Annotated in this window: 16 protein-coding genes and 2 pseudogenes; 15 read left to right on the top strand and 3 right to left on the bottom strand. The window is 34.4% G+C overall.

All coding sequences use genetic code 11. The features are described from left to right. Positions 1–16 precede the first annotated feature (16 nt). From HMPREF0528_RS07545 to HMPREF0528_RS07505, 9 genes are all read left to right on the top strand, one after another. On the top strand, positions 17–1138 hold the full coding sequence (locus HMPREF0528_RS07545; RefSeq protein ID WP_004896435.1) for a YdcF family protein: 1122 nt from the start codon (positions 17–19) through the stop codon (positions 1136–1138). A 12-nt stretch (positions 1139–1150) separates the two neighbouring features. Then, positions 1151–3490 carry an ABC transporter ATP-binding protein/permease gene (locus HMPREF0528_RS07540; protein WP_004896433.1) on the top strand — a complete coding sequence of 780 codons (2340 nt, stop codon included), beginning with the start codon at positions 1151–1153 and terminating at the stop codon, positions 3488–3490. A 164-nt stretch (positions 3491–3654) separates the two neighbouring features. Further along, positions 3655–5046, top strand: a complete 1392-nt coding sequence (locus tag HMPREF0528_RS07535) for a cytochrome ubiquinol oxidase subunit I (protein ID WP_034525319.1) — start codon at positions 3655–3657, stop codon at positions 5044–5046. After that, the gene (gene cydB / locus HMPREF0528_RS07530; protein WP_004896428.1) at positions 5046–6068 is read left to right on the top strand and encodes a cytochrome d ubiquinol oxidase subunit II; all 1023 of its coding nucleotides are present in this window, start codon (positions 5046–5048) and stop codon (positions 6066–6068) included. Before HMPREF0528_RS07535 ends, cydB begins: the two co-directional genes overlap by 1 nt. An 18-nt stretch (positions 6069–6086) precedes the next feature. Beyond that, the gene (cydD, locus tag HMPREF0528_RS07525; protein ID WP_004896425.1) at positions 6087–7904 is read left to right on the top strand and encodes a thiol reductant ABC exporter subunit CydD; all 1818 of its coding nucleotides are present in this window, start codon (positions 6087–6089) and stop codon (positions 7902–7904) included. Next, positions 7901–9646, top strand: coding sequence for a thiol reductant ABC exporter subunit CydC (gene cydC, locus HMPREF0528_RS07520; protein ID WP_004896421.1), 1746 nt, complete (start codon positions 7901–7903; stop codon positions 9644–9646). Before cydD ends, cydC begins: the two co-directional genes overlap by 4 nt. Before the next feature lie 19 nt (positions 9647–9665). After that, positions 9666–10592: a prenyltransferase gene (locus HMPREF0528_RS07515; RefSeq protein ID WP_004896419.1), complete on the top strand. Its 927-nt coding sequence runs from the start codon at positions 9666–9668 to the stop codon at positions 10590–10592. A gap of 213 nt (positions 10593–10805) precedes the next feature. Beyond that, complete coding sequence (gene phnD, locus HMPREF0528_RS07510) at positions 10806–11738, top strand: phosphate/phosphite/phosphonate ABC transporter substrate-binding protein (protein ID WP_004896418.1); 933 nt, start codon at positions 10806–10808, stop codon at positions 11736–11738. A 93-nt stretch (positions 11739–11831) separates the two neighbouring features. Continuing rightward, positions 11832–12902: a BMP family ABC transporter substrate-binding protein gene (locus HMPREF0528_RS07505; RefSeq protein WP_004896417.1), complete on the top strand. Its 1071-nt coding sequence runs from the start codon at positions 11832–11834 to the stop codon at positions 12900–12902. A 65-nt stretch (positions 12903–12967) separates the two neighbouring features. On the opposite strand, the gene HMPREF0528_RS07500 is transcribed toward HMPREF0528_RS07505, so the two are convergent. Next, positions 12968–13996, bottom strand: a complete 1029-nt coding sequence (locus tag HMPREF0528_RS07500; RefSeq protein ID WP_034525373.1) for a serine hydrolase domain-containing protein — start codon at positions 13994–13996, stop codon at positions 12968–12970. A 69-nt stretch (positions 13997–14065) separates the two neighbouring features. Then, a pseudogene (locus HMPREF0528_RS07495) lies at positions 14066–14674 on the bottom strand (PTS transporter subunit EIIC); the annotation flags it as partial. 9 nt (positions 14675–14683) lie between these two features. On the opposite strand from HMPREF0528_RS07495, the gene HMPREF0528_RS07490 reads away from it, so the two are divergent. The 3 genes and pseudogenes from HMPREF0528_RS07490 to HMPREF0528_RS07480 all read left to right on the top strand — a co-directional run bounded on the left by HMPREF0528_RS07490 (position 14684) and on the right by HMPREF0528_RS07480 (position 16847). Further along, positions 14684–15133, top strand: a complete 450-nt coding sequence (locus tag HMPREF0528_RS07490; protein ID WP_004896414.1) for a serine hydrolase — start codon at positions 14684–14686, stop codon at positions 15131–15133. A gap of 15 nt (positions 15134–15148) precedes the next feature. Continuing rightward, complete coding sequence (murQ, locus tag HMPREF0528_RS07485) at positions 15149–16054, top strand: N-acetylmuramic acid 6-phosphate etherase (RefSeq protein WP_004896413.1); 906 nt, start codon at positions 15149–15151, stop codon at positions 16052–16054. A gap of 61 nt (positions 16055–16115) precedes the next feature. Then, positions 16116–16847 (top strand): annotated as a pseudogene (locus tag HMPREF0528_RS07480) (sulfite exporter TauE/SafE family protein). A 96-nt stretch (positions 16848–16943) separates the two neighbouring features. Here the strand turns inward: HMPREF0528_RS07480 and HMPREF0528_RS07475 are convergent. Next, positions 16944–17783, bottom strand: a complete 840-nt coding sequence (locus HMPREF0528_RS07475; RefSeq protein WP_004896409.1) for an aldo/keto reductase — start codon at positions 17781–17783, stop codon at positions 16944–16946. A gap of 126 nt (positions 17784–17909) precedes the next feature. Between HMPREF0528_RS07475 and nagB the strand changes: the two genes are divergently transcribed. From nagB to HMPREF0528_RS07460, 3 genes are all read left to right on the top strand, one after another. After that, positions 17910–18629, top strand: coding sequence for a glucosamine-6-phosphate deaminase (gene nagB, locus HMPREF0528_RS07470; protein ID WP_004896407.1), 720 nt, complete (start codon positions 17910–17912; stop codon positions 18627–18629). A gap of 220 nt (positions 18630–18849) precedes the next feature. Continuing rightward, a complete protein-coding gene (locus HMPREF0528_RS07465) occupies positions 18850–19500 on the top strand; it encodes a deoxynucleoside kinase (protein WP_034525317.1) in 651 nt (216 codons plus the stop codon). 21 nt (positions 19501–19521) lie between these two features. Then, positions 19522–20196 carry a deoxynucleoside kinase gene (locus HMPREF0528_RS07460; protein WP_004896404.1) on the top strand — a complete coding sequence of 225 codons (675 nt, stop codon included), beginning with the start codon at positions 19522–19524 and terminating at the stop codon, positions 20194–20196. The last annotated feature ends 38 nt before the right edge of the window (positions 20197–20234 follow it).

Here is a 20234-nt window from a genome sequence, read left to right as displayed (position 1 = left end):
ATAAGGACATTTAATCATGCAATCACAACTCATGCAATCTCTGCATCAAATTTTTAATTTTATTGTACATAATCAAGTAACCCTTACTTCCTTGATTATGTTTATATTTTTTAGTTTATTTTTACTTTCATGGTTAATTGAACCACGACGTTTAATCAATGGACTCATTTTTACAGCCTTTGGGATTAGCTTTTTAGTATGGTCTGCTATTTTAATTATTTCTCAACACAATCCTTTACTAACTATCTCATTTTCTTTCCTTGCTTTGGCTATTCTATTTGGAATCTTTTTCTTAGTAACTTTTTCTTGGATTTTCTTTCTATGGAATGCGTATTTTGTTTGGAAATATGAAAGTCATTCTTTACCAAATCTTTTAACTTTGATTATTGGTTTATTTTTAGTAGGAATATGGACTTTAAATAGATTAGGTGTATTTCACCGCCTACCGGACTGGCTTCATTCTCTAGTTGCTGGAGCAACTTTGATTGCCTTTTATCTTCTATTTGTAATGTATAACTTTTTACTTAATTTAGTTTTGTATCAAATTACTCCCCGTCGCTACAAGCAAGATTACCTAATTGTTCTCGGCGCAGGATTAATTGATGGAAAGAAAGTATCACGCCTGTTAGGTGCACGAATTGACCGAGCTATTGCTTTTTCTAATAAACAATATGATAAAGGACATAAACGTCCAAAACTAATTATGTCAGGTGGACAAGGAAAAGACGAGGATCTCTCTGAAGCAGCCGCTATGAAAGATTACGCCGTTAAACATGGCTATGACTCTAACTTGATTCTATTAGAAGATAAATCAACTAATACCTATCAAAACATGCTCTACTCTAAAAAAGTAGCAATCAGTGATTGGGGAAATTCAAAATTTAAAGCTAAGTTTTTCACTAATAACTATCATCTTTTTAGAGCGGGCCTTTATGCAAAAATGGCTCATTTAAAGGCCAATGGTGTCGGAGCAACTACACGTTTTTATTTCTTACCTAATGCTACAATTCGTGAATTTGCTGGGGTCTTTATCATGCATAAGAAACGCCATTTTGTTATCATTGGTTTAATTGCAATTTTATTTATAATCCAAGCAATTTTTGCCGTATTAGGCTGGGGCAAATACATAATTGCTTAGAAAGGAAAAAATATGCTACAACTCTTACACTTAAAAAAGACCTATCACGTAGGTGATACTGTCACACATGCATTAGATGACGTTACGATTAATTTCCGTAACAGTGAATTCGTTGCTATCTTAGGTCCTAGTGGGTCTGGTAAGACGACGCTTTTAAATGTAATTGGTGGATTAGATCATTACGATTCTGGAGACATTATCATCAATGGTAAGTCGACGAAAAATTTCTCTCAACCTGACTGGGATGCTTACCGCAATAATTCGGTCGGCTTTATTTTTCAAAGTTATAATCTCATTTCTCACCTTTCTATTATTGAAAATGTAGAGCTTGGCATGACCCTCTCAGGCGTAAGTAGTAATGAACGCCACGAAAAGGCCATTGCTGCGCTAAAGCGTGTTGGGCTAGGCGACCATTTAAAGAAACGTCCTAATCAATTATCCGGCGGACAAATGCAACGAGTCGCTATTGCTCGGGCAATAGCTAATGATCCCGATATTCTTCTATGTGACGAGCCAACAGGAGCTTTAGATACTAAAACCAGTGAAAGTATTATGGAGCTAATCAAGGAACTCAGCCACGATAAATTAGTCATCATGGTTACACATAATCCTGAACTGGCTGAAGAATATGCAAGTAGAATTGTCCATTTCCAGGATGGAAAAATTCTTAGTGATTCAAATGCCTTTGAGCCTAAAAAAGAAGTAAAGGATACTTTTAAACTCAAAAAGACAAAAATGTCTTACTGGAATGCTCTAAAACTTAGTTTTACTAACATTATGACTAAGAAAGGTAGAACTTTTTTAACTGCCTTTGCTTCAAGTATCGGAATTATTGGTATTGCTATTGTTTTAGCTTTATCACATGGTTTTCAAAAACAAATTAATGAAACGCAAAGTAAAACACTAGCTAAATTCCCGATTTCTATTTCTCAAACGGCAACAGATATGAACGCCGCTACAAGCCGAACTGAATCTGACAAAAATGTCAAAAATAAGGGCTATCTCGTTGCCGCAAAACCAGACAACGAGAAAAATACACATGAAAATAAGATTACTCAGTCTTATATCAATTATGTTAAGAAAATTAATCCTTCATATGCTAACAACATCTCCTTTATTCGAGGAACCCAGCTTAATCTTTTAACTAATGATAATGGCAAAATTAAGCATGTAGAATTTTCTAATGTTAACAGCTCCGGTTCTGCTATTGCTAGTGCTCAACTTCAAGGGATGAATAGTGTAGGGATTAACACAAGTGTCTTTCCTAAAACGCTTGATTCAAAGCAAGGAACTTTTTTAAAGGATAATTACCAACTACTTGCTGGTTCCTGGCCTACGTCAAATAACGAAGTAGTTCTTGTGTTAAATAATAAAAATCAAGCCAATATTAATGCACTTAAGAATTTAGGGATTTCAATTAAAGATGGTCAAAAAATTGATCTAAACAAAATTGTCGGCCGTACTTTTAAGGTAATTAGTAACAACAATTACTATCAAGAATTGCCTACTGGAAATTTTGTTCCACAAAAAGCTTCTAAATCAATGTATGATTCTAGCAACTTAACCTTAAAATTAAGTGCCGTTATTCGTGGTAAAAATAATAGTCAAATGGCCCTTCTAGATAACGGTATTGCTTACAGTGATGGTTTAACTCAAGAAATTATTAAGCAAAATGAAAATTCGAATATTGTTAAGGCGCAAAAGAATAGTACTACCAATGTAATGACCAACCAGCCAATGAACCAAACTCAAAAAGAGCAATTTATTGCATCTCTTGGTGGCTCTAGCATCCCTAGCGGTATTCTTATCTATCCAAATTCATTTAAGTCTAAAGATAAAGTTCTCGATTACTTAGACAAATATAATAAAGGTAAAGCTAAAAAAGATCAGGTTATCTATACTGATATGTCAGGCACGGTCACTAAGTTAACTGGTGGTCTGCTTGACGGAATTACTGACGTTTTAGTTGCTTTTGCTGCTATTTCTTTAGTTACTTCCATGATTATGATTGGTATTTTAACTTATACTTCTGTTTTAGAGCGTACAAAAGAAATTGGTGTGCTTAAAGCTTTAGGTGCTAGAAAACGCGATATTACCCGTGTCTTTGATGCTGAAACCTTTATTCTCGGCCTCTTTTCTGGTATTTTAGGTATCCTGATTGCATACTTATGCACTTTCCCAATCAACGCAGTATTATACGCAATTACTAATATGAGTAACGTTGCACAACTCGACTCAATGCAAGCCTTAATTTTAGTAATTATTAGTACTGTTTTAACAATGCTTGGTGGTCACATACCAGCTCGAATGGCTGCTAAAAAGGACGCCGCAATTGCTTTAAGAAGTGAATAGATCTATAAGGATTTCAACATTGAAATCCTTATTTTTTTGCTCTAAACTTACCTAAGAAAAAAGTTATGAACTTATTCTTATATTTTATTGAAAACGGCATCAATAAAGTATATGCTTAAGGAAACAGATGTTATATATGTGGAAATAGAAATAGGTGAATGAAAATGTTATCGGGTGTAACAATGTTAGATCTTGCCCGCTTCCAATTCGCAATGACTACAGTCTTCCACTTCTTCTTTGTTCCCTTCTCCATTGGGATGGGATTCATTGTATCAATCATGGAAACACTCTACGTCGTTAAAAAGGACGAAGTATATAAAAAGATGGCTCAATTCTGGGGAAAAATTTATCTATTGAGTTTTGCTGTCGGGGTAGTTACAGGAATTATTCAGGAATTTCAATTCGGAATGAACTGGTCTGACTACTCTCGTTTCATGGGTGATATTTTTGGTGCTCCATTGGCCATTGAAGCTTTGTTAGCTTTCTTTATGGAATCTACCTTCATTGGTTTATGGATGTTTACATGGAACAAGTTTAAGCCAGCCTTGCACTGTGCCTTAGTTTGGATCTCTTTTATCGGTTCAATGCTGAGTGCAATTTGGATTTTAACCGCTAATGCCTTTATGCAGCATCCAGTTGGCTATGTCATTAAAAATGGTAAGGCGCAAATGGCTAATTTTTGGGCTTTAATTGCCAACGAACAACTATGGGCTAGTTTCCCACACGTAGTAATCGGTGCTATTGTTACGGCTTCATTTGTCGTAATTGGGATGGCTGCTTTTGGCTTACTTAGAAAACGGGATGTTAACTTCCATAAAAAGTCCATGCGTATCGCTCTTTGGGTTGCCTTATTTGCTTCAATTGCTGAAATTGGTGCTGGTGACTATCAAACTCAAGTTGAAATTCACGAACAACCAATGAAGTTTGCAGCAACTGAAGGTGTTTATGAAACAACAGGCGATCACGCTCCATGGGATATAGTTGCTAATTTAAATACTAAAGAACATAAAAATGAAGGTGCAATTTCTATTCCTGATGTTCTAACCATTCTTACTTATCACAGTACTAGTGGTTCCATTAAGGGAATGAATCAAATCAATAAAGAATTGCATGCAAAATACGATAAAAAGTTTGGCAAAGACATGAGCTATTATGTTCCGGTTAAGACCTTATTCTATAGCTTTAGAATCATGGCTGGTTTTGGTGCCCTATTTGCTTTGCTTTCAATTTTAGGTTTAATTTGGACTCGTCCAAAGAAGAATACAATTGAAAACAAACGCTGGTTCTTATGGATTTTAGGTATTTCAACCTTCCTTCCATTTATTGCTAATACTTGTGGTTGGTTCATTACAGAACTTGGTCGTTTCCCATGGACCGTCTATGGTCTATTTACAATTGCAGATTCAATTTCTGCAAGTACAACCACCGGTGAGCTCTGGTTCACAAATATTATGTACTTCCTAATCTTCTCAACTCTTGGCGGAGTGATGATCTATTACTGTAAACGTCAACTTGATATGGGTGTAGCTGGTGCACTTGAAAGGGGTGCATACTAATGATCGATGGAATTGATTTTTTACAGTTGCTTTGGTTCCTATTAATTGGCCTTCTTTTCATGATTTTCTACTTTACTGAAGGTTTTGACTATGGTGTAGGAATGGCAACACAGTTTTTAGCAAAAAATGATCAAGAAAAACATGTAATGATGGAAACTATTGGACCACACTGGGATGGAAATGAAGTATGGCTTATCACAGCCGGTGGTGCCATGTTTGCGTCATTCTCTGATTGGTATGCAAGTCTATTTAGTGGATATTACATCTTACTATTCTTTACCTTATTTGCTCTAATTATCAGAGGAGTATCCTTTGAATTTTCTGCTCATGCCGAAACTGAGCACGGATTTAGAATCTGGACTAGTGCCCTATTTGGGGGTAGTTTATTAGCTCCATTTTTCCTTACAATGATGTTCGGTAGCCTAATTCAAGGTGTTCCAATCGATGCTCAAGGAAATATGAGTTTAAGTTTTTGGAATATTGTTAACCCATTATCAGTAGTTGCAGGAGTAGCAGGAGGGCTCCTTTGCTTAATTCATGGAATTAACTTCTTAAGATTAAGAATTGATGACCCAGAATTAAGTAAGCGTGCTGCTAACTTAAACGAGAAGCTTTATCTTGTAGCTTATTTAGGAGAAATTGTCTTTGCTTTATTGATTTTCTTCCAAACTGATTTCTTTAAGTTAAGACCAATCTCTTCAACAATTATTACTTTACTTATTGTTGTTCTAACTGCTTGGTCTGATATTGCCTTAATTAAAAATAAGCAAGGAAAAGCTTTCGTAACGAGTGGATTAACTTTAGTAGCTGTTGTTGGACTTTTATTTAACGGACTCTTCCCTCGCGTATTAATCGCCACTGATCCAGCCCACTCACTTTTAATTAAAAATGCAGCCAACTCTAAACTAACACTTGAGGTAATGACAATTGTTGCTCTAATCCTTTTGCCAATCGCCTTAGCTTATATCATCTGGTCATACGTAGTCTTTAGACACCGGATTAAGGTAAATCAAAACGCCTAATCTAGAACAGGAATAAAAATGATTGATAAACGACTTTTTAAATTACCAAAAGCCAAAATCATGCTCGCAATGCTTGCAGGACTAATGTTCTTGCAAGCATTTGCTATTTTAGGCCAAGGTATTTTCCTTGCTCGAGCAATTGTCGGCTCTTGGAAACGACAGTCTTTTGCTAATATTGTAGAAGATGTTTTAGCTTTTTTGATCTTCTATTTATTAAGACAAGGAATTAACTGGTTTCAAAAATGGTATATGAATCGTTATGCAAATCAGACAACTGCTCTTTTACGTCAACAATTACTTAATAAAACCTATGATGGTGGAATTGCATTAGTCTCAAGAATTGGAACAGGAAACTTAGTTTCTACTCTTTTAGATGGAATGGACGAAATTTCCAATTATCTGTCGCTAATTTTTCCAAAATTAATTGCCCTCGCAATTGCTCCATGGGTGATTTTAATTTATATCTTTACTCTAAATGCCCTTTCTGGATGGATTTTACTCTTAGTTTTTCCTTTACTGATCTTATTTATGATCATTTTAGGAACTGCTGCTCAAAGTAAAGCTAGTAAACAATATGCTGGATATATTAAATTGCAAAACCACTTTGTTGATGCTTTACGGGGGTTAAGCACCTTAAAAGTTTTGGGTCTTGCTAAAAAATATGGAAATATTGTTTATAAAAATAGTGAAAACTACCGTAAAAAGACAATGGGTGTCTTAAGAGTAGCAATCCTATCCACCTTTACGCTAGACTTCTTTACCACATTATCCATTGCAATTATTGCCATGTTTCTTGGAATTGGCTTAATCAATGGCAACTTGGTTCTTTATCCTTCATTAGTGATTTTAATTTTATCACCTGAATACTTTTTACCAATTCGGGATTTTGGTAATGATTTCCATGCAACTTTAAATGGTAAAAATGCTCTAGGACAAATTTTTGATATTCTAGCTTTTCCAACCACTCCCCAAGAAGATCAGTTATCTAGTTTCACGTGGAACAAAGATAGTGTCTTTATAGCTAATGATGTTTCTTTTAACTATAGTCATATTGATCAAGATCATTTTAGTATTAATAAAAATGCAAAAATGAGCGCCGTAGTAAAAAAGGAACAAACAAGTGCCGATAAGACTCATACAGCTGATGAGTTACGTAATGTTAATCTAAAGCTTACAGGATTTCAAAAAGTTGGCATTATTGGCCCAACAGGTGCTGGAAAAACAACATTAATGAGAATTTTAGCGGGCTTTCTTACTCCCCATCTTAAAGAAGATAATTTTACAATTAATGGGCAAAATCTTGCCCAACTCAATCAAAAGAATTGGCAAAATCAAATTACATATATTCCACAAGATCCTTTCATGTTCGCAACTAGCATTAAAGAAAATCTAACTTTTTATAATCCAAATGCTAGTCAAACAGAAATTGATGCTGCGTTAAAAGCAACTGATTTGAATAATTTTGTTGCTAGTTTAAAAGATGGTTTAAACACTAGAATCGGTGAAAATGGACGCGGCATTTCTGGCGGACAAAAACAACGCATTGCATTAGCCCGTGCTTTCCTAGCAAAAGATCGAAAGATATTATTTTTCGACGAACCAACTGCTCACCTGGATATTGAAACTGAGTATGAATTAAAGGAGCCGATGAAGAAATTAATGGAAAATCATTTAGTCTTCTTTACGACACACCGCTTGCACTGGCTAAATGATATGGATTGGTGCCTAGTCATTGAAAATGGAGAAATTGTAGAACAAGGTGCTCCTAGTGACTTAGCTAAAAACGGAACTTTATTCAAAAAACTTACTCACCCATTGAAAGAAGATCTACTATGATGAACAAAAAATTTTCTTGGAAACATGAACATTGGGTTAAACCTTACCTTGCAAAATATAAGTGGAATTTTCTCTTAGCGATTTTTCTTGGCATCGTTATGTTCTTTTGTGGTGGTGCGCTTATGTTTTATGCGGGCTATACAATTGACAAAGCAGCAACACGTCCAGAAAACATCTTAATGATTTATGTCCCAATCGTCTTAATGCGTGCTGTCGGAATTGGACGACCTTTATTTAGATATTTAGAGCGTTTAGTTTCTCATAATTGGATTTTACGGGTCACAAGTTCTCTAAGGAGAAGACTTTTTTATATCGCTGAAAAAAATACTTCAGCAGTCGGCTCAGCTTTTCAGACAGGAAGTATTCTTTCTCTCCTAACTGATGATATTGGACACTTACAAAATCTTTATTTGAGAACTATCTTTCCAGCCATTCTAAGTTACCTAGTAGGATTTATTGTTGTAATTTTGCTTGGCTTATTTTCATGGCCATTAGCGGGTATTATAGCAATTTTATTGATTATGGAACTTATTCTCGTTCCATTCTTCTCACTTCTAAAACAAGCTAGTGTACGCAGTAAGGAAAAGAAAGAGAAAACACAGCTTTATACAGAATTTACTGATCAAGTTTTAGGTGCTGGCGACTGGAAAATTTCTGGTCGCAAGGATGCATTTTTCAATCAAACTAAAACCACTTTAAAGTCTTTAGGAAAGCATGAAAAAAAATCCGGCAAGTTTGATTGGGCACGTGATTTTATTCTTGAGTTTATCTTCGGTTTAATGGCTGTTGCTATTCTTTATTTCACTAACAAGAACCTCACCTATAATCAAGAAGCAGCAAATTACGTTGGTGCTGTTGTTTTAGCCTTGTTCCCTCTATCTGATGCTTTCATTCCCGTTGGACAAGGTATTGAGGAATGGCACACATATAGCGATTCAGTAAAGCATTTAAATGAATTAACAGTACCTGAAAACCATTTACCTCATCAAGAATATCTTGATCCAGTTTTTGTAGGAACTTTAAAAGCTACTGATATTTCATTCACTTATCCAGGAGAAGATTATCCAATTATTCAAAATTTCTCTCTCACATTAAAAAGAGGTCAAAAAGCTGCTTTAATTGGACCATCTGGGGCTGGAAAAAGTACTATCCTACAATTAATTCTTGGAGATTTAAAGCCAAATACAGGTACTGTCACCTTGGATAAGATTAATGTTTTGTCCTTACAAAAAGAGCGTTCAAAATTATTCTCTGTGCTGAACCAGGAGCCATTTTTATTCAATACTACTATCTATGAAAATCTTAAAATGGCTAATCCAGATGCCAATGCTGATCAAATGATGGAAATTTTAGAAAAAGTACAGCTAGCTGATTTCATTAATTCCCTTCCTAAAAAAATGGATACAGAAGTCGCAGAAGCTGGCGCACGTTTTTCTGGTGGTCAAAAGGAACGTTTAGCATTAGCACGTGTACTTTTACAAGATACCCCAATTGTCCTCTTAGATGAGCCAACAGTGGGTCTAGATCCGCTAACAGAACAAAAATTATTAGATTTAGTATTTGATGTTTTAAAGAAGAAGACAGTAGTTTGGGTAACTCACCACTTACAAGGTGTAAAATATATGAACGAAGTTCTCTTCTTTAAAGATGGAAAAGTGACCATGCAGGGCAATCCTTACGAATTATTTGAACACAATGAGCATTTTCATCAACTTTATTTAATGGATCAAGGACTAATTTAAAAATAGAAAGAAGTTTATTATGTCTGCTGAAGCAAAGCAAGGCTACTATGAATTAGTTGAACCACGTACCCTATTTAACTCCATAATTCCTGTCCTATTAGGAATCATGTACACAGAATATAATTTTCAGTTGTTTAGAATTTTTCCAACAATTGAAATGTGTATCGCTACAATTGTTCTACAGATTTTTATGAATGTAAATGATGGTTATTGGGATTATAAGCGTGAAAAAGCTGCTAAAACTGGCGATCATAAAAAGAATCCAATTGGGAAGTATCATCTTAATCCCAAAAATGTTTTAGTTCTTATTTGGATTTTATTTATTATTTCAGCCACCTGTGCTTTTATGATTGGTTTTCAAACTAATTTATATATTTGGATTCTAGGAATTATTTGTTACGCAATTGCTCTTTCCTATTCAACTGGATCACATACAATTTCTGCCGGGCCTTTTGGAGAAATAGCTGCTTGTTTTGCAATGGGATTTGGAATTTTTCTAATCATGGTCTATATTAACGTTTATCCCCATGTACCATTTAACTGGAATTTTGTTTGGCCAATTATCCTTGCTGCCGGCATTCCTGAAATTTGTAACTTCACTTTAATGCTTGGAAATAATTTGTGTGATCATGATGCAGATATCGCAAATGGAAGACACACTTTAGTTTCTTATATTGGAATTAAGGGCGGTCTTTATTTATTCGTATTTAACTACTTTTTAGGATTCTTTTTAACAGGTTGGGCAATTTGGGTTGGAGTCCTTCCTTGGAGTGTCGCTTTAATTTTGATTTGTATTCCAACAATCTACAAAAACATGTGCTTTCTTTGGAAAATACAAACTAAGCCAAAATCTTTCCCTAAAGTAGTCCAAAATACCCAAGTTTTATTTGTAACTGAAGCAGTAGGTCTCTTTATCGGTTTGATGTTAAATCTTAGAATTAAATAACCTTTTTATCCAGATGTTAGTCATCTGGATTTTTTATTGTTTTTAAATTCGTGCTTTCAGTATGCAAAATCATTGATTCCACTAGTTTTCTTTAACAAAACACGAACAATATTTTTGATTTATTGTAAAAATATACATGTTTTCTATTGAATTAACACCCATAGTTTGCTATCTTTATATCGTCAACTTCATTAAATAGTTCTGGAGGAAAAAATGAATATAAAGAAATTTTTAATCGGCGCTGCTATGATTTTACTTGCCGCATCAACTGCTGCATGTTCAAACAATAAGTCTGCTTCTAAAGCAAATGATGGCTATACTCCTAAAGAATTAAACGTTCAGTTTGTTCCTAGTGTCCAAGCTTCTAAACTTGAAGCTAAAGCTAAGCCATTACAAGGCTTGCTTGAAAAGCAATTACATATGCCTGTTCATGTGACTGTTTCAACTGATAACTCTGCTTTAATTGAAGCAATGGCATCAAAGAAAGTTGATGTTGGTTTCCTACCACCTGATGCTTATGTCTTAGCTCACAAACGTGGTGTAGCGGATGTTTTACTACAAGCACAACGTTATGGCTATGACGAACCAAGCGGTAAGCAAAACCACAAATTAATGGATAGCTACCGTTCAATGATCGTAGTCAAAAAGGGCTCTAAGATCAAATCTTGGAAAGATCTAAAAGGTAAGACAATTGCCGTTCAAGATCCAACCTCTACTTCTGGTTACGTTCTTCCAATTGCGGAACTTCACAAGAAAGGTTTAAATGTACCAAAAGATTGTAAATTAGTTCAAGTTAAGGGTCACGATCAAGCTGTTTTATCAGTTTACAACGGTGATGCCGATGCTGCCTTTGTCTTCTCTGACGCTCGTCCTCTGGCTGCTAAAGATGCACCTGCTGTAATGAAAGATGTTGTTCCAATTTACTTTACTAAATACATTCCAAACGATACTGTTGCTGTTAGAAGCGGCATGTCTAAGTCATTTAGAAAGAAACTTGCTACTGCCTTTAAAGATATTGCTAAGACTAAGAAGGGTAAGAAGATCCTTGAAAATATTTACCAACACTATGGCTATGTAGATTCTAAAGATTCTAACTTCAATATTGTTCGTGAATACGAAGCTGAAGCTAAAAAGGCTGAAAAATAAATTTAATATTTTTAAAAGACCACCCTACTTTGACTTGTAGGATGGTCTTTTTCTCGTTTAAAATTAGAATAGATTTTTAATCGAGGTTTTCAAATGAAGCTAAATAAAAAATTTAATCTATTATTGATCACAAGTGCTATCTTTTTAATAGCAAGTGCTTGTAGCAAACCTAATCATGAGGAACCAACAAATAAAAAGGGAGACAATCATATCGCTCTTATATCCGACATTAACGGCATTAAAGATAATTCTTTAAATCAATCTGCCTGGAATGGTTTAAAAGATTATGGTACTAAAAATGATCTTCCAGAAGGAAACAAAGGCTATAACTATTTTGTACCTAAAGATCCGAAATATTATCAAACCACTATCAATGAAACGTTAGATAAAAATTTCTCAACTATTATTGGTGTTGGCTATACTCTTAAGCCAAATATTATTAAAGCAGCTAAAAATAATCCAAAAAAGAATTTTGTCGTTATTGATGCCTATACTCCAAAACTAAAAAATTTAACCGGTATCTCCTTTAAGAATCAAGAAGGAGCATATTTAGCTGGTGTAGCAGCTGCTTACACGACTAAAAGTCAAACAGTTGGTTTAGTCTTAGGTCAAAATAGTAAAGAAATGGCCTCATTCAAAGCAGGTTTTATTCAAGGCGTAAGAACAACAAATCATAAACTTCATAAACATATTAAAGTAGTGAGCCAGACAGTTGGAAACTTTTCAGATGCTAATAAAGCACACGATATTGCCCAGGAAATGTACAATAAAAAAGCTGACGTCATTTTTCAAGCAGCAGGTAAAAGTGGACAAGGTGTATTCAAAGCAGCGCAGGAAATCAATCAAGCTCGACCTGTAAGGCAAAAAGTATGGGTTATAGGATCTGATGAAGATCAATCAAAATTAGGCGACTACCTGGCAAAAGGTGGACAACCATCTAATTTCACTCTTACTTCAGTTATCAAAAGTGCCGATCTTGCTGTTGAAGATATCGCTACCCAAACTGCTAGTGGAAAATTCCCAGGTGGTAAAACTCTGAAGTATGGTCTTAAAAACAAAGGTATTTCTTTAGCTCAAGGGAATTTATCCTATCATACCTGGATTAAAGTTCAAAAAGCTAAGCAAAAAATCATTGACGGGAAGATTAAGGTTGATACAGATTAATAGATTGAAAAAAGAGAGGTAGTTATTTACCTCTCTTTTTGGTTGCAAATAATAATTTTTTGAGATCATTTTCTATTCTCTGGTATTTCTTCTAAACTATTAAAAAATAAACTTATTGCTAGTTTTCTTATATCAATCCATTTTCTATTTTTTCTAGTAGGATTTATACGATTAGTTAAGCAAATAAAGAAACTAAAATTATCTAAATCAAGCGCAATAGATGTTCCTGTAAAACCAGTATGCCAAAGCATTCTCTTGTTTATCTTCCATCTTTTCCATCCTAAAGTTCTCCCCATGAAATCATACTTAAATAAATCATCAATCATCTGCGATGGAATTATCGTTCTATTTTTATATTTTCCTTTTTGTAAATACATTAAACAAAATTTTTTGAGATCACTAATTGTCGATAATAATCCTGCGTTTCCTAAAATTCCCTCTAGCATATATGCTGTTTCATCATGCACGACCCCTTGGACCAATCCTCTACTTCGTGTTTTTTCTGTAGGTACAAAATGACTTTTGCTTTTATCGATGCAATATCCAGTATTTTCCATGTCTAATGGTTCAAAAACATGAATTTTTAAACTCTCATCTAAAGTTTTATGATCAATTTTTTCAATAACTAATCCTAATAAGATAAAATTTAGATCTGAATATATCATATCCGTACCAACTGGATAGACTAATTTTTGATTAAAGATTGCGTCTATTACATCAGCTTTATTTTTGTACATAAATACATTATCTATGTCAGCTGGTAAGCCGGAATTATGAAGTAACAAGTTTTTTATAGTAATGTCATGATAATCAAATTTTGGAAGATATTTCTCTACCTTGTCATTTAAACGTATATTTTTTGTCCCCAATAATTGAAGAATGCGACTTGTTACCCCAACAACTTTAGTTAAAGAAGCTAAATCATAAAGATCTCCATCTTTTAAAGGTACTTCTTTATTATAAGTTCTATATCCCAAAAAGCATGTTTCAGTTCTCTTATTTTTTATATCTTCTAATGTATAACTAATGCCGGGAGTTGCGTGATTCTCGATCGCTGATCTCATTAACATCGATATTTCATTAATATTTTTCATTTTATTTATATTTCTCCAAAAAAGCCCACTATAACACATATGCTATAGTGGCCTTTACTTAAGCTAAAATCACACATTCATTTTTGCTAGTTTTCTAAACTTAATTAGAGTACCAAAACATGAATTCATACTTTTCTTTACGTACTCTCTAACAGATATATGCTCAACTAATATTCTACCAGTTTCATTTAAGTTGAAAGTTTCAACATTACTGTTTTTATTTGTTTCTGTTGTTACTGTGTTATTTTCCTTATCCCGCATTTCTTTTTCTAATTGTTTTTTATCCCAAACTTTAAAGAAAGGATAGTAAATAATAACAGAAATAATTATGTTAATAATGGATAAAATAGCAGCACGCCAGTCAAATCCAGTGGCCATATATGCACCAATTGGGCCTGGTAATGTCCATGGTACCAAAGCAATAGGGCGAGATACTAAATGTAGAACCATAGCAAAGTAGGTTAATGCACCGTTTACCATAGGAGTTACAATAAATGGAATTGCAAAGTATGGATTTAAAACAATTGGTAATCCAAAAATAATAGGTTCATTAATGTTGAAGATACTTGGGATAATAACAGCTTTGCCTAATGTCTTCCCAAATGAAGACTTAGATAAAAATGCTAATAAAACACATAGACCTAAAATAGTACCTGAACCCCCAATATAAACAAACCAATAGATCTAATGTTATCCTTATCTGACAATAGTGCTACTAATGCTCTGCTAAGTTATTACCACTTAGATACTATTAATTCCTTCCTCCAACAAAATTTTCAAAATATCTCATTGAATAGATTTCTAATGGAGAAAAGCACTAAAGAAAATACATGCACTGCAAACTCCATAATGAATGTTTTTCAAAGGCTGCTAAATGATAATAACGAAGTTAATCAAATAATTCTAAATTCATTAAAACATCAAACCGTAAGAAATAAATTAGTCGCTTATAGTAATCCAAAGTTTGAAACATTTAATAAAACTGGTGAACTTTTACATGAACAACATGATATTGCTAGATTTAAATCACAAAATGAAGTAATTGATTGTTGTGTTTTAACAAACTATCAAAATCAAGAAGACTACGAAGGTATTTTAAACATGATTCAAAATATTGGAAAAATACTTACACAGTAGAAAGAAGTATTTACTATGGAAATCAAGAATTTAACTACAGAGCAACGTAATCCAGCAACTATGCATATTGATTCAATGTCAACTCTGGATATGGTAAAAACCATTAATCAAGAAGATCAAAAAGTTGCCTTAGCTGTAGAGAACCAAGATCAAAAAATTGCCCAGGCAATAGATGAAGCAGCTATTCGCTACCATGAAGGTGGACGTTTAATCTATATCGGGGCTGGAACAAGTGGACGTCTTGGTGTTTTAGACGCTGCTGAACTAGTTCCTACTTACGGAATTACTCCAGACCGAGCTATTGGGCTTATTGCTGGCGGCAAGCGAGCTATGTATGTAGCAGTCGAAGGAGCTGAAGATTCACAAAAATTAGCTAAAAAAGATTTAAATGCTCTAAAGTTAAATAAAAAAGACATAGTTTTAGGTCTTGCAGCTAGTGGACGTACACCCTATGTCATTGGCGGGCTTTCTTATGCTAATGAAGTTGGAGCTTTAACTATTTCTATTGCCTGTGTAAAAGATTCAGAAATAGGACGTTCTGCTGATATAGCAATTGAAGCTGTTGTTGGTCCTGAAGTAATAACTGGTTCGACCAGAATGAAAGCTGGAACTGCTCAAAAGATGATTTTAAATATAATTTCTACTGGGGTAATGATTAAACAAGGAAAAGTCTATGAAAACATTATGATTGATGTTAAACCAACAAATTCCAAATTAATTGACCGTGCCTGTCGAATTATTCAAGCAACTACCAACGTATCTATTGAAAAAGCTCTAGATACATTGAAAGAAACCAATAACGATGTTGGCCTAGCTATTATCATGCTTAAAAACAATCAAAGTCTTAGCCAAGCAAAAAATTTATTATCAGCTACAGACGGAAATGTTGCTGAAGTTTTAAATAAGAAGCTTGCTGACTAAACGTAAGGAGCTTATAATACCTGCCATTGTAATGTTTACATCTACAAGGAGAGGTGAATTTATGAGTCCTTTTTTCTTATTTGTTTATTTAATTTTAGGAGGCCTCCTATCAACAATCGCTAGCAACTTACCCAATACTTTTATCAGTTGGAATTCCACCCGTATATGCCAATACAACCAATGATGCTGCCTTAATTTGGACTGGAGTTGGTTCAACTGCATCATCCCTAAAAGAATTAAAAGGGCATTGGAAAGAAGTAAGTTTCTATTCAATCTTTACAATTGTTGGATCAGCTTTAGGATGTATGCTTTTAATACAATTTCCCGGGAAAATATTCGAAAAAATTGTTCCATTTTGTATCGCTTTTTCTGGTCTAATGATTTTATTCAGTGGGGAAATTCATCTGGAAAAAGATGGTAATAACCGGCTTCTTCAAATTATATCTTTACTTTGCCTAGTGATTACTGGTATCTATGCAGGATATTTTGGAGCAGCAAGTGGCGTTTTAATGATCGTTATATTGAACGCCATTAGTGATGACGATTTTTTAACAGTTAATGCTATGAAAAATATAATTGGGTCTCTTTCAAACTTAGTTGCCCTAATCATCTATATGTTTACTGCAAAAATTTATTGGGATTCCGCCATTCCATTGGCTATTGGTGCCTTAATTGGGAGTTATTCCGGTCCTCGCATCATGCGCGTCATATTCCCGTTAAAGTTATTCGCTTAGGAATTGCCGTTTTAGCTCTTATTCAAGCAGCTTACTTTGCTTATACTGCATATAGATAAAACAGTTCTAACTCATTTGTAATACGTAAAAAGCTCTACCTTTACGCAGGTAGAGCTTTTTCAGTTACTTTTAAATAATTTTCTTTCATTTCACCCTTATATCATCGCAAGCGGCATTTTTTCAGTCGGTTGCGGAAAGTCATTATCAATTAATTTTATTTCATCCGGAGATAACTTAATATCTTTAGCAGCAATATTCTCTTTCATATGCTCAATACTGCCTGCTTTTGGAATAGATAAAATATTTCCATTTCTCCAAGTCCAAGCAAGCATCACTTGATGCGGCGTTACATGGTGAGCGCGAGCAACAATCTTAAGATTATTAGTAATTCTGATTGAATCACCCTTACCTGAATTAAATGGAGAATATCCAATAAAGCCGACGCCGTGTTTTTCCTGCCAAGGTAAAACGTCGTATTCTACCCCTCGCTCAGATAGATTATATAGGTCTTCATTAGCAAAGCAGTCTTTTCCGCCAGGAACGCTAAATAGTTCTTCTAAATCAGTCACGTCAAAATTTGACACACCCCAATGACGAATTAGTCCTTCTTTTTGTAATTCTTTAAGTCCCCGAACCGTTTCAGATAAACGCTTGTCTCCCCGCCAGTGGAGTAAATATAAATCTAAATAATCAGTTCCTAATTTTTTTAAGCTTTTTTCTAAGCTTTGCCGCTCTAATTCTGGAGAAGCATGATATGGATAAAATTTCGAAATTAAAAAGATTTTACTTCGGTCATACCCTCTAATTGCCTCGCCAATTAGCTTTTCACTTTTTCCTTCACCATACATTTCCGCAGTATCGATTACTTTAATTCCATGATCTAAGCCATAACGAAGGGCAGCAAGTTCATCTTTTTTCTTTGAAGCGTCTTCGCCGATTCCCCAAGTTCCCATACCTAAACCTGATAAATTACTTTCCTGAAAACTCTTCTCCATCTCTTCTCACCTCACCTAAATTTTACCGCAGAAAAAAATAAAATTAAAAATGTTAGCGGTTTAAGTTGACTAGACCAATTTTATATTTTATAATGGACTAGACCAATAAATGAGGAGGTATATATTATGAAAATCATCGTAACTAAAGATAATATTGAAGGCGGCACTAAGGCATTTGAAATTATTAAAAAGGGGATGGAAGATGGCGATAAAGTTTTAGGCTTAGCAACTGGTTCTTCCCCAATCCCAATGTATGACGATATGTGTGACAGTAACCTAGACTTCTCTGATATGACTAGTATCAACCTAGATGAATACTATGGCTTAAATCCAGATAATGATCAAAGTTATCACTATTTCATGCAAAAGCACTTATTTGATAAGAAGCCATTTAAGCATTCTTATATTCCAAATGGAATGGCCAAGGATATCGATGAAGAAGTTGATCGTTATAACGACATTATTGCTGCTAATCCTATTGATATCCAAATCCTCGGTATCGGTAGAAATGGCCATATCGCTTTTAACGAACCAGGCACTCCATTTGGCAGCTTAACTCATAAAGTTCAATTAACTGAGAGCACTATTAAAGCTAATTCACGTTTCTTTGATAACGAAGATGAAGTTCCTCGTCAAGCCATTTGTATGGGAATTAAATCCATTATGCAAAGTAAGAAGATTGTTTTACTTGCATTTGGCGAATCAAAACAAGATGCAGTTAAAGCCTTAGTTGAAGGCCCTGTTACTGAAGAAGTGCCAGCATCTATCTTACAAGATCACCCAGATGTAACAGTTATTTGTGATAAAGTTGCTGCCGCAAAACTTGATCCAAAATATAGAAATTAATCCTCATTAATCAGACCGTTTACTTAAGCGAATTAATCTTTTTAGATTAGTTCGTTTTTTATTTGATTGAATGAAATTAGTAGAATTCTTTTCTCCTTAATCTATATTTTTTCAGATCTACTCTTGACTTTTTCACCTAACTCTTTTTTTAAAAATAGCTTGCCTACCTACCAGATATTGAATTACACTATTAAAGCAAACTATATATTGTAGAAAGAACGTGATGACAGTTATTGTATTGAGCGGGCCCATTGGAGCCGGAAAATCCAGTTTAACCAGTCTTCTTGCCGAACATTTAGGTACTCAAGCCTTTTATGAGGGTGTAGATAACAATCCAATTTTGCCACTTTATTATAAAGATATGGCTCACTATACTTTTCTTTTAAACACTTATCTTTTAAACCATCGTTTGGCTCAAATTAACCAAGCTATTCGCGATCATAACAGCGTGTCCGATCGTTCCATTTATGAAGATGCCCTATTTTTCAAAATGAATGTTGACAGTGGTATTGCTGATCCTACGGAATTCAAGATTTATGATAGTTTACTTGAGAATATGATGGAGCAAGCACCTGGTAATCCAAGTAAAAAACCAGATCTTTTAATTTACATTCATGTTTCTCTTGATACTATGCTTCATCGAATTCAAAAACGTGGTCGTAAGTTTGAACAATTGTCAACCGATCCAAGTTTAAAAGATTACTATGCTCGCCTTTTATCATATTACGAGCCTTGGTACGAAAAATATAATGCATCCCCTAAGATGATGATTGATGGTGATAAATACGACTTTGTTGCCAATGAAGATGCGCGAAAGAAAGTTATCAGCACAATCGATCAGAAACTTACTGATATAGGTAATTTGAACTAGTTAACGAATAGAAGGAACGTGATGACAGTTATTGTATTAAGCGGGCCCATTGGAGCCGGAAAATCCAGTCTAACAGGTATCTTATCTAAATATTTGGGTACTAATCCCTTTTATGAAAGTGTAGATGACAATCCTGTTTTGCCATTATTCTATGAAAACCCTAAAAAATATGCCTTTTTACTGCAAGTTTATTTCTTAAATACTCGTTTTCAAAGTATTAAGTCAGCCTTAACTGATGATAATAATGTACTTGACCGTTCTATCTACGAAGATGCTCTTTTCTTCCAAATGAATGCAGATATTGGGCGTGCTACTCCAGAAGAAGTCGACACTTATTATGAGCTCTTGCACAATATGATGAGTGAATTAGATCGGATGCCTAAGAAGAATCCTGATCTCCTTGTTCATATCGATGTCTCATATGATACAATGCTCAAGAGAATTCAAAAACGCGGTCGTAACTATGAACAATTGAGTTATGATCCGACTCTAGAAGATTACTACAAGCGTCTACTTCGTTATTACAAACCTTGGTATGAGAAGTATGACTATTCACCAAAAATGACTATTGATGGTGATAAACTTGATTTCATGGCAAGTGAAGAAGATCGGCAAGAAGTCCTAAATCAAATTGTGGCTAAGCTCAAAGAAATGGGTAAACTTGAAGACGACTGGAAACCTAATTTAGTTAAATAAAGCAAAACTGCGGTCCAATATGGATCGCAGTTTTTATT

The sequence above is a fragment of the Lactobacillus johnsonii ATCC 33200 genome (assembly GCF_000159355.1).
Lineage (GTDB): Bacteria > Bacillota > Bacilli > Lactobacillales > Lactobacillaceae > Lactobacillus > Lactobacillus johnsonii.
Note: the sequence above shows the minus strand (reverse complement) of the source record. Positions and strands in the feature narration are given on the sequence as shown.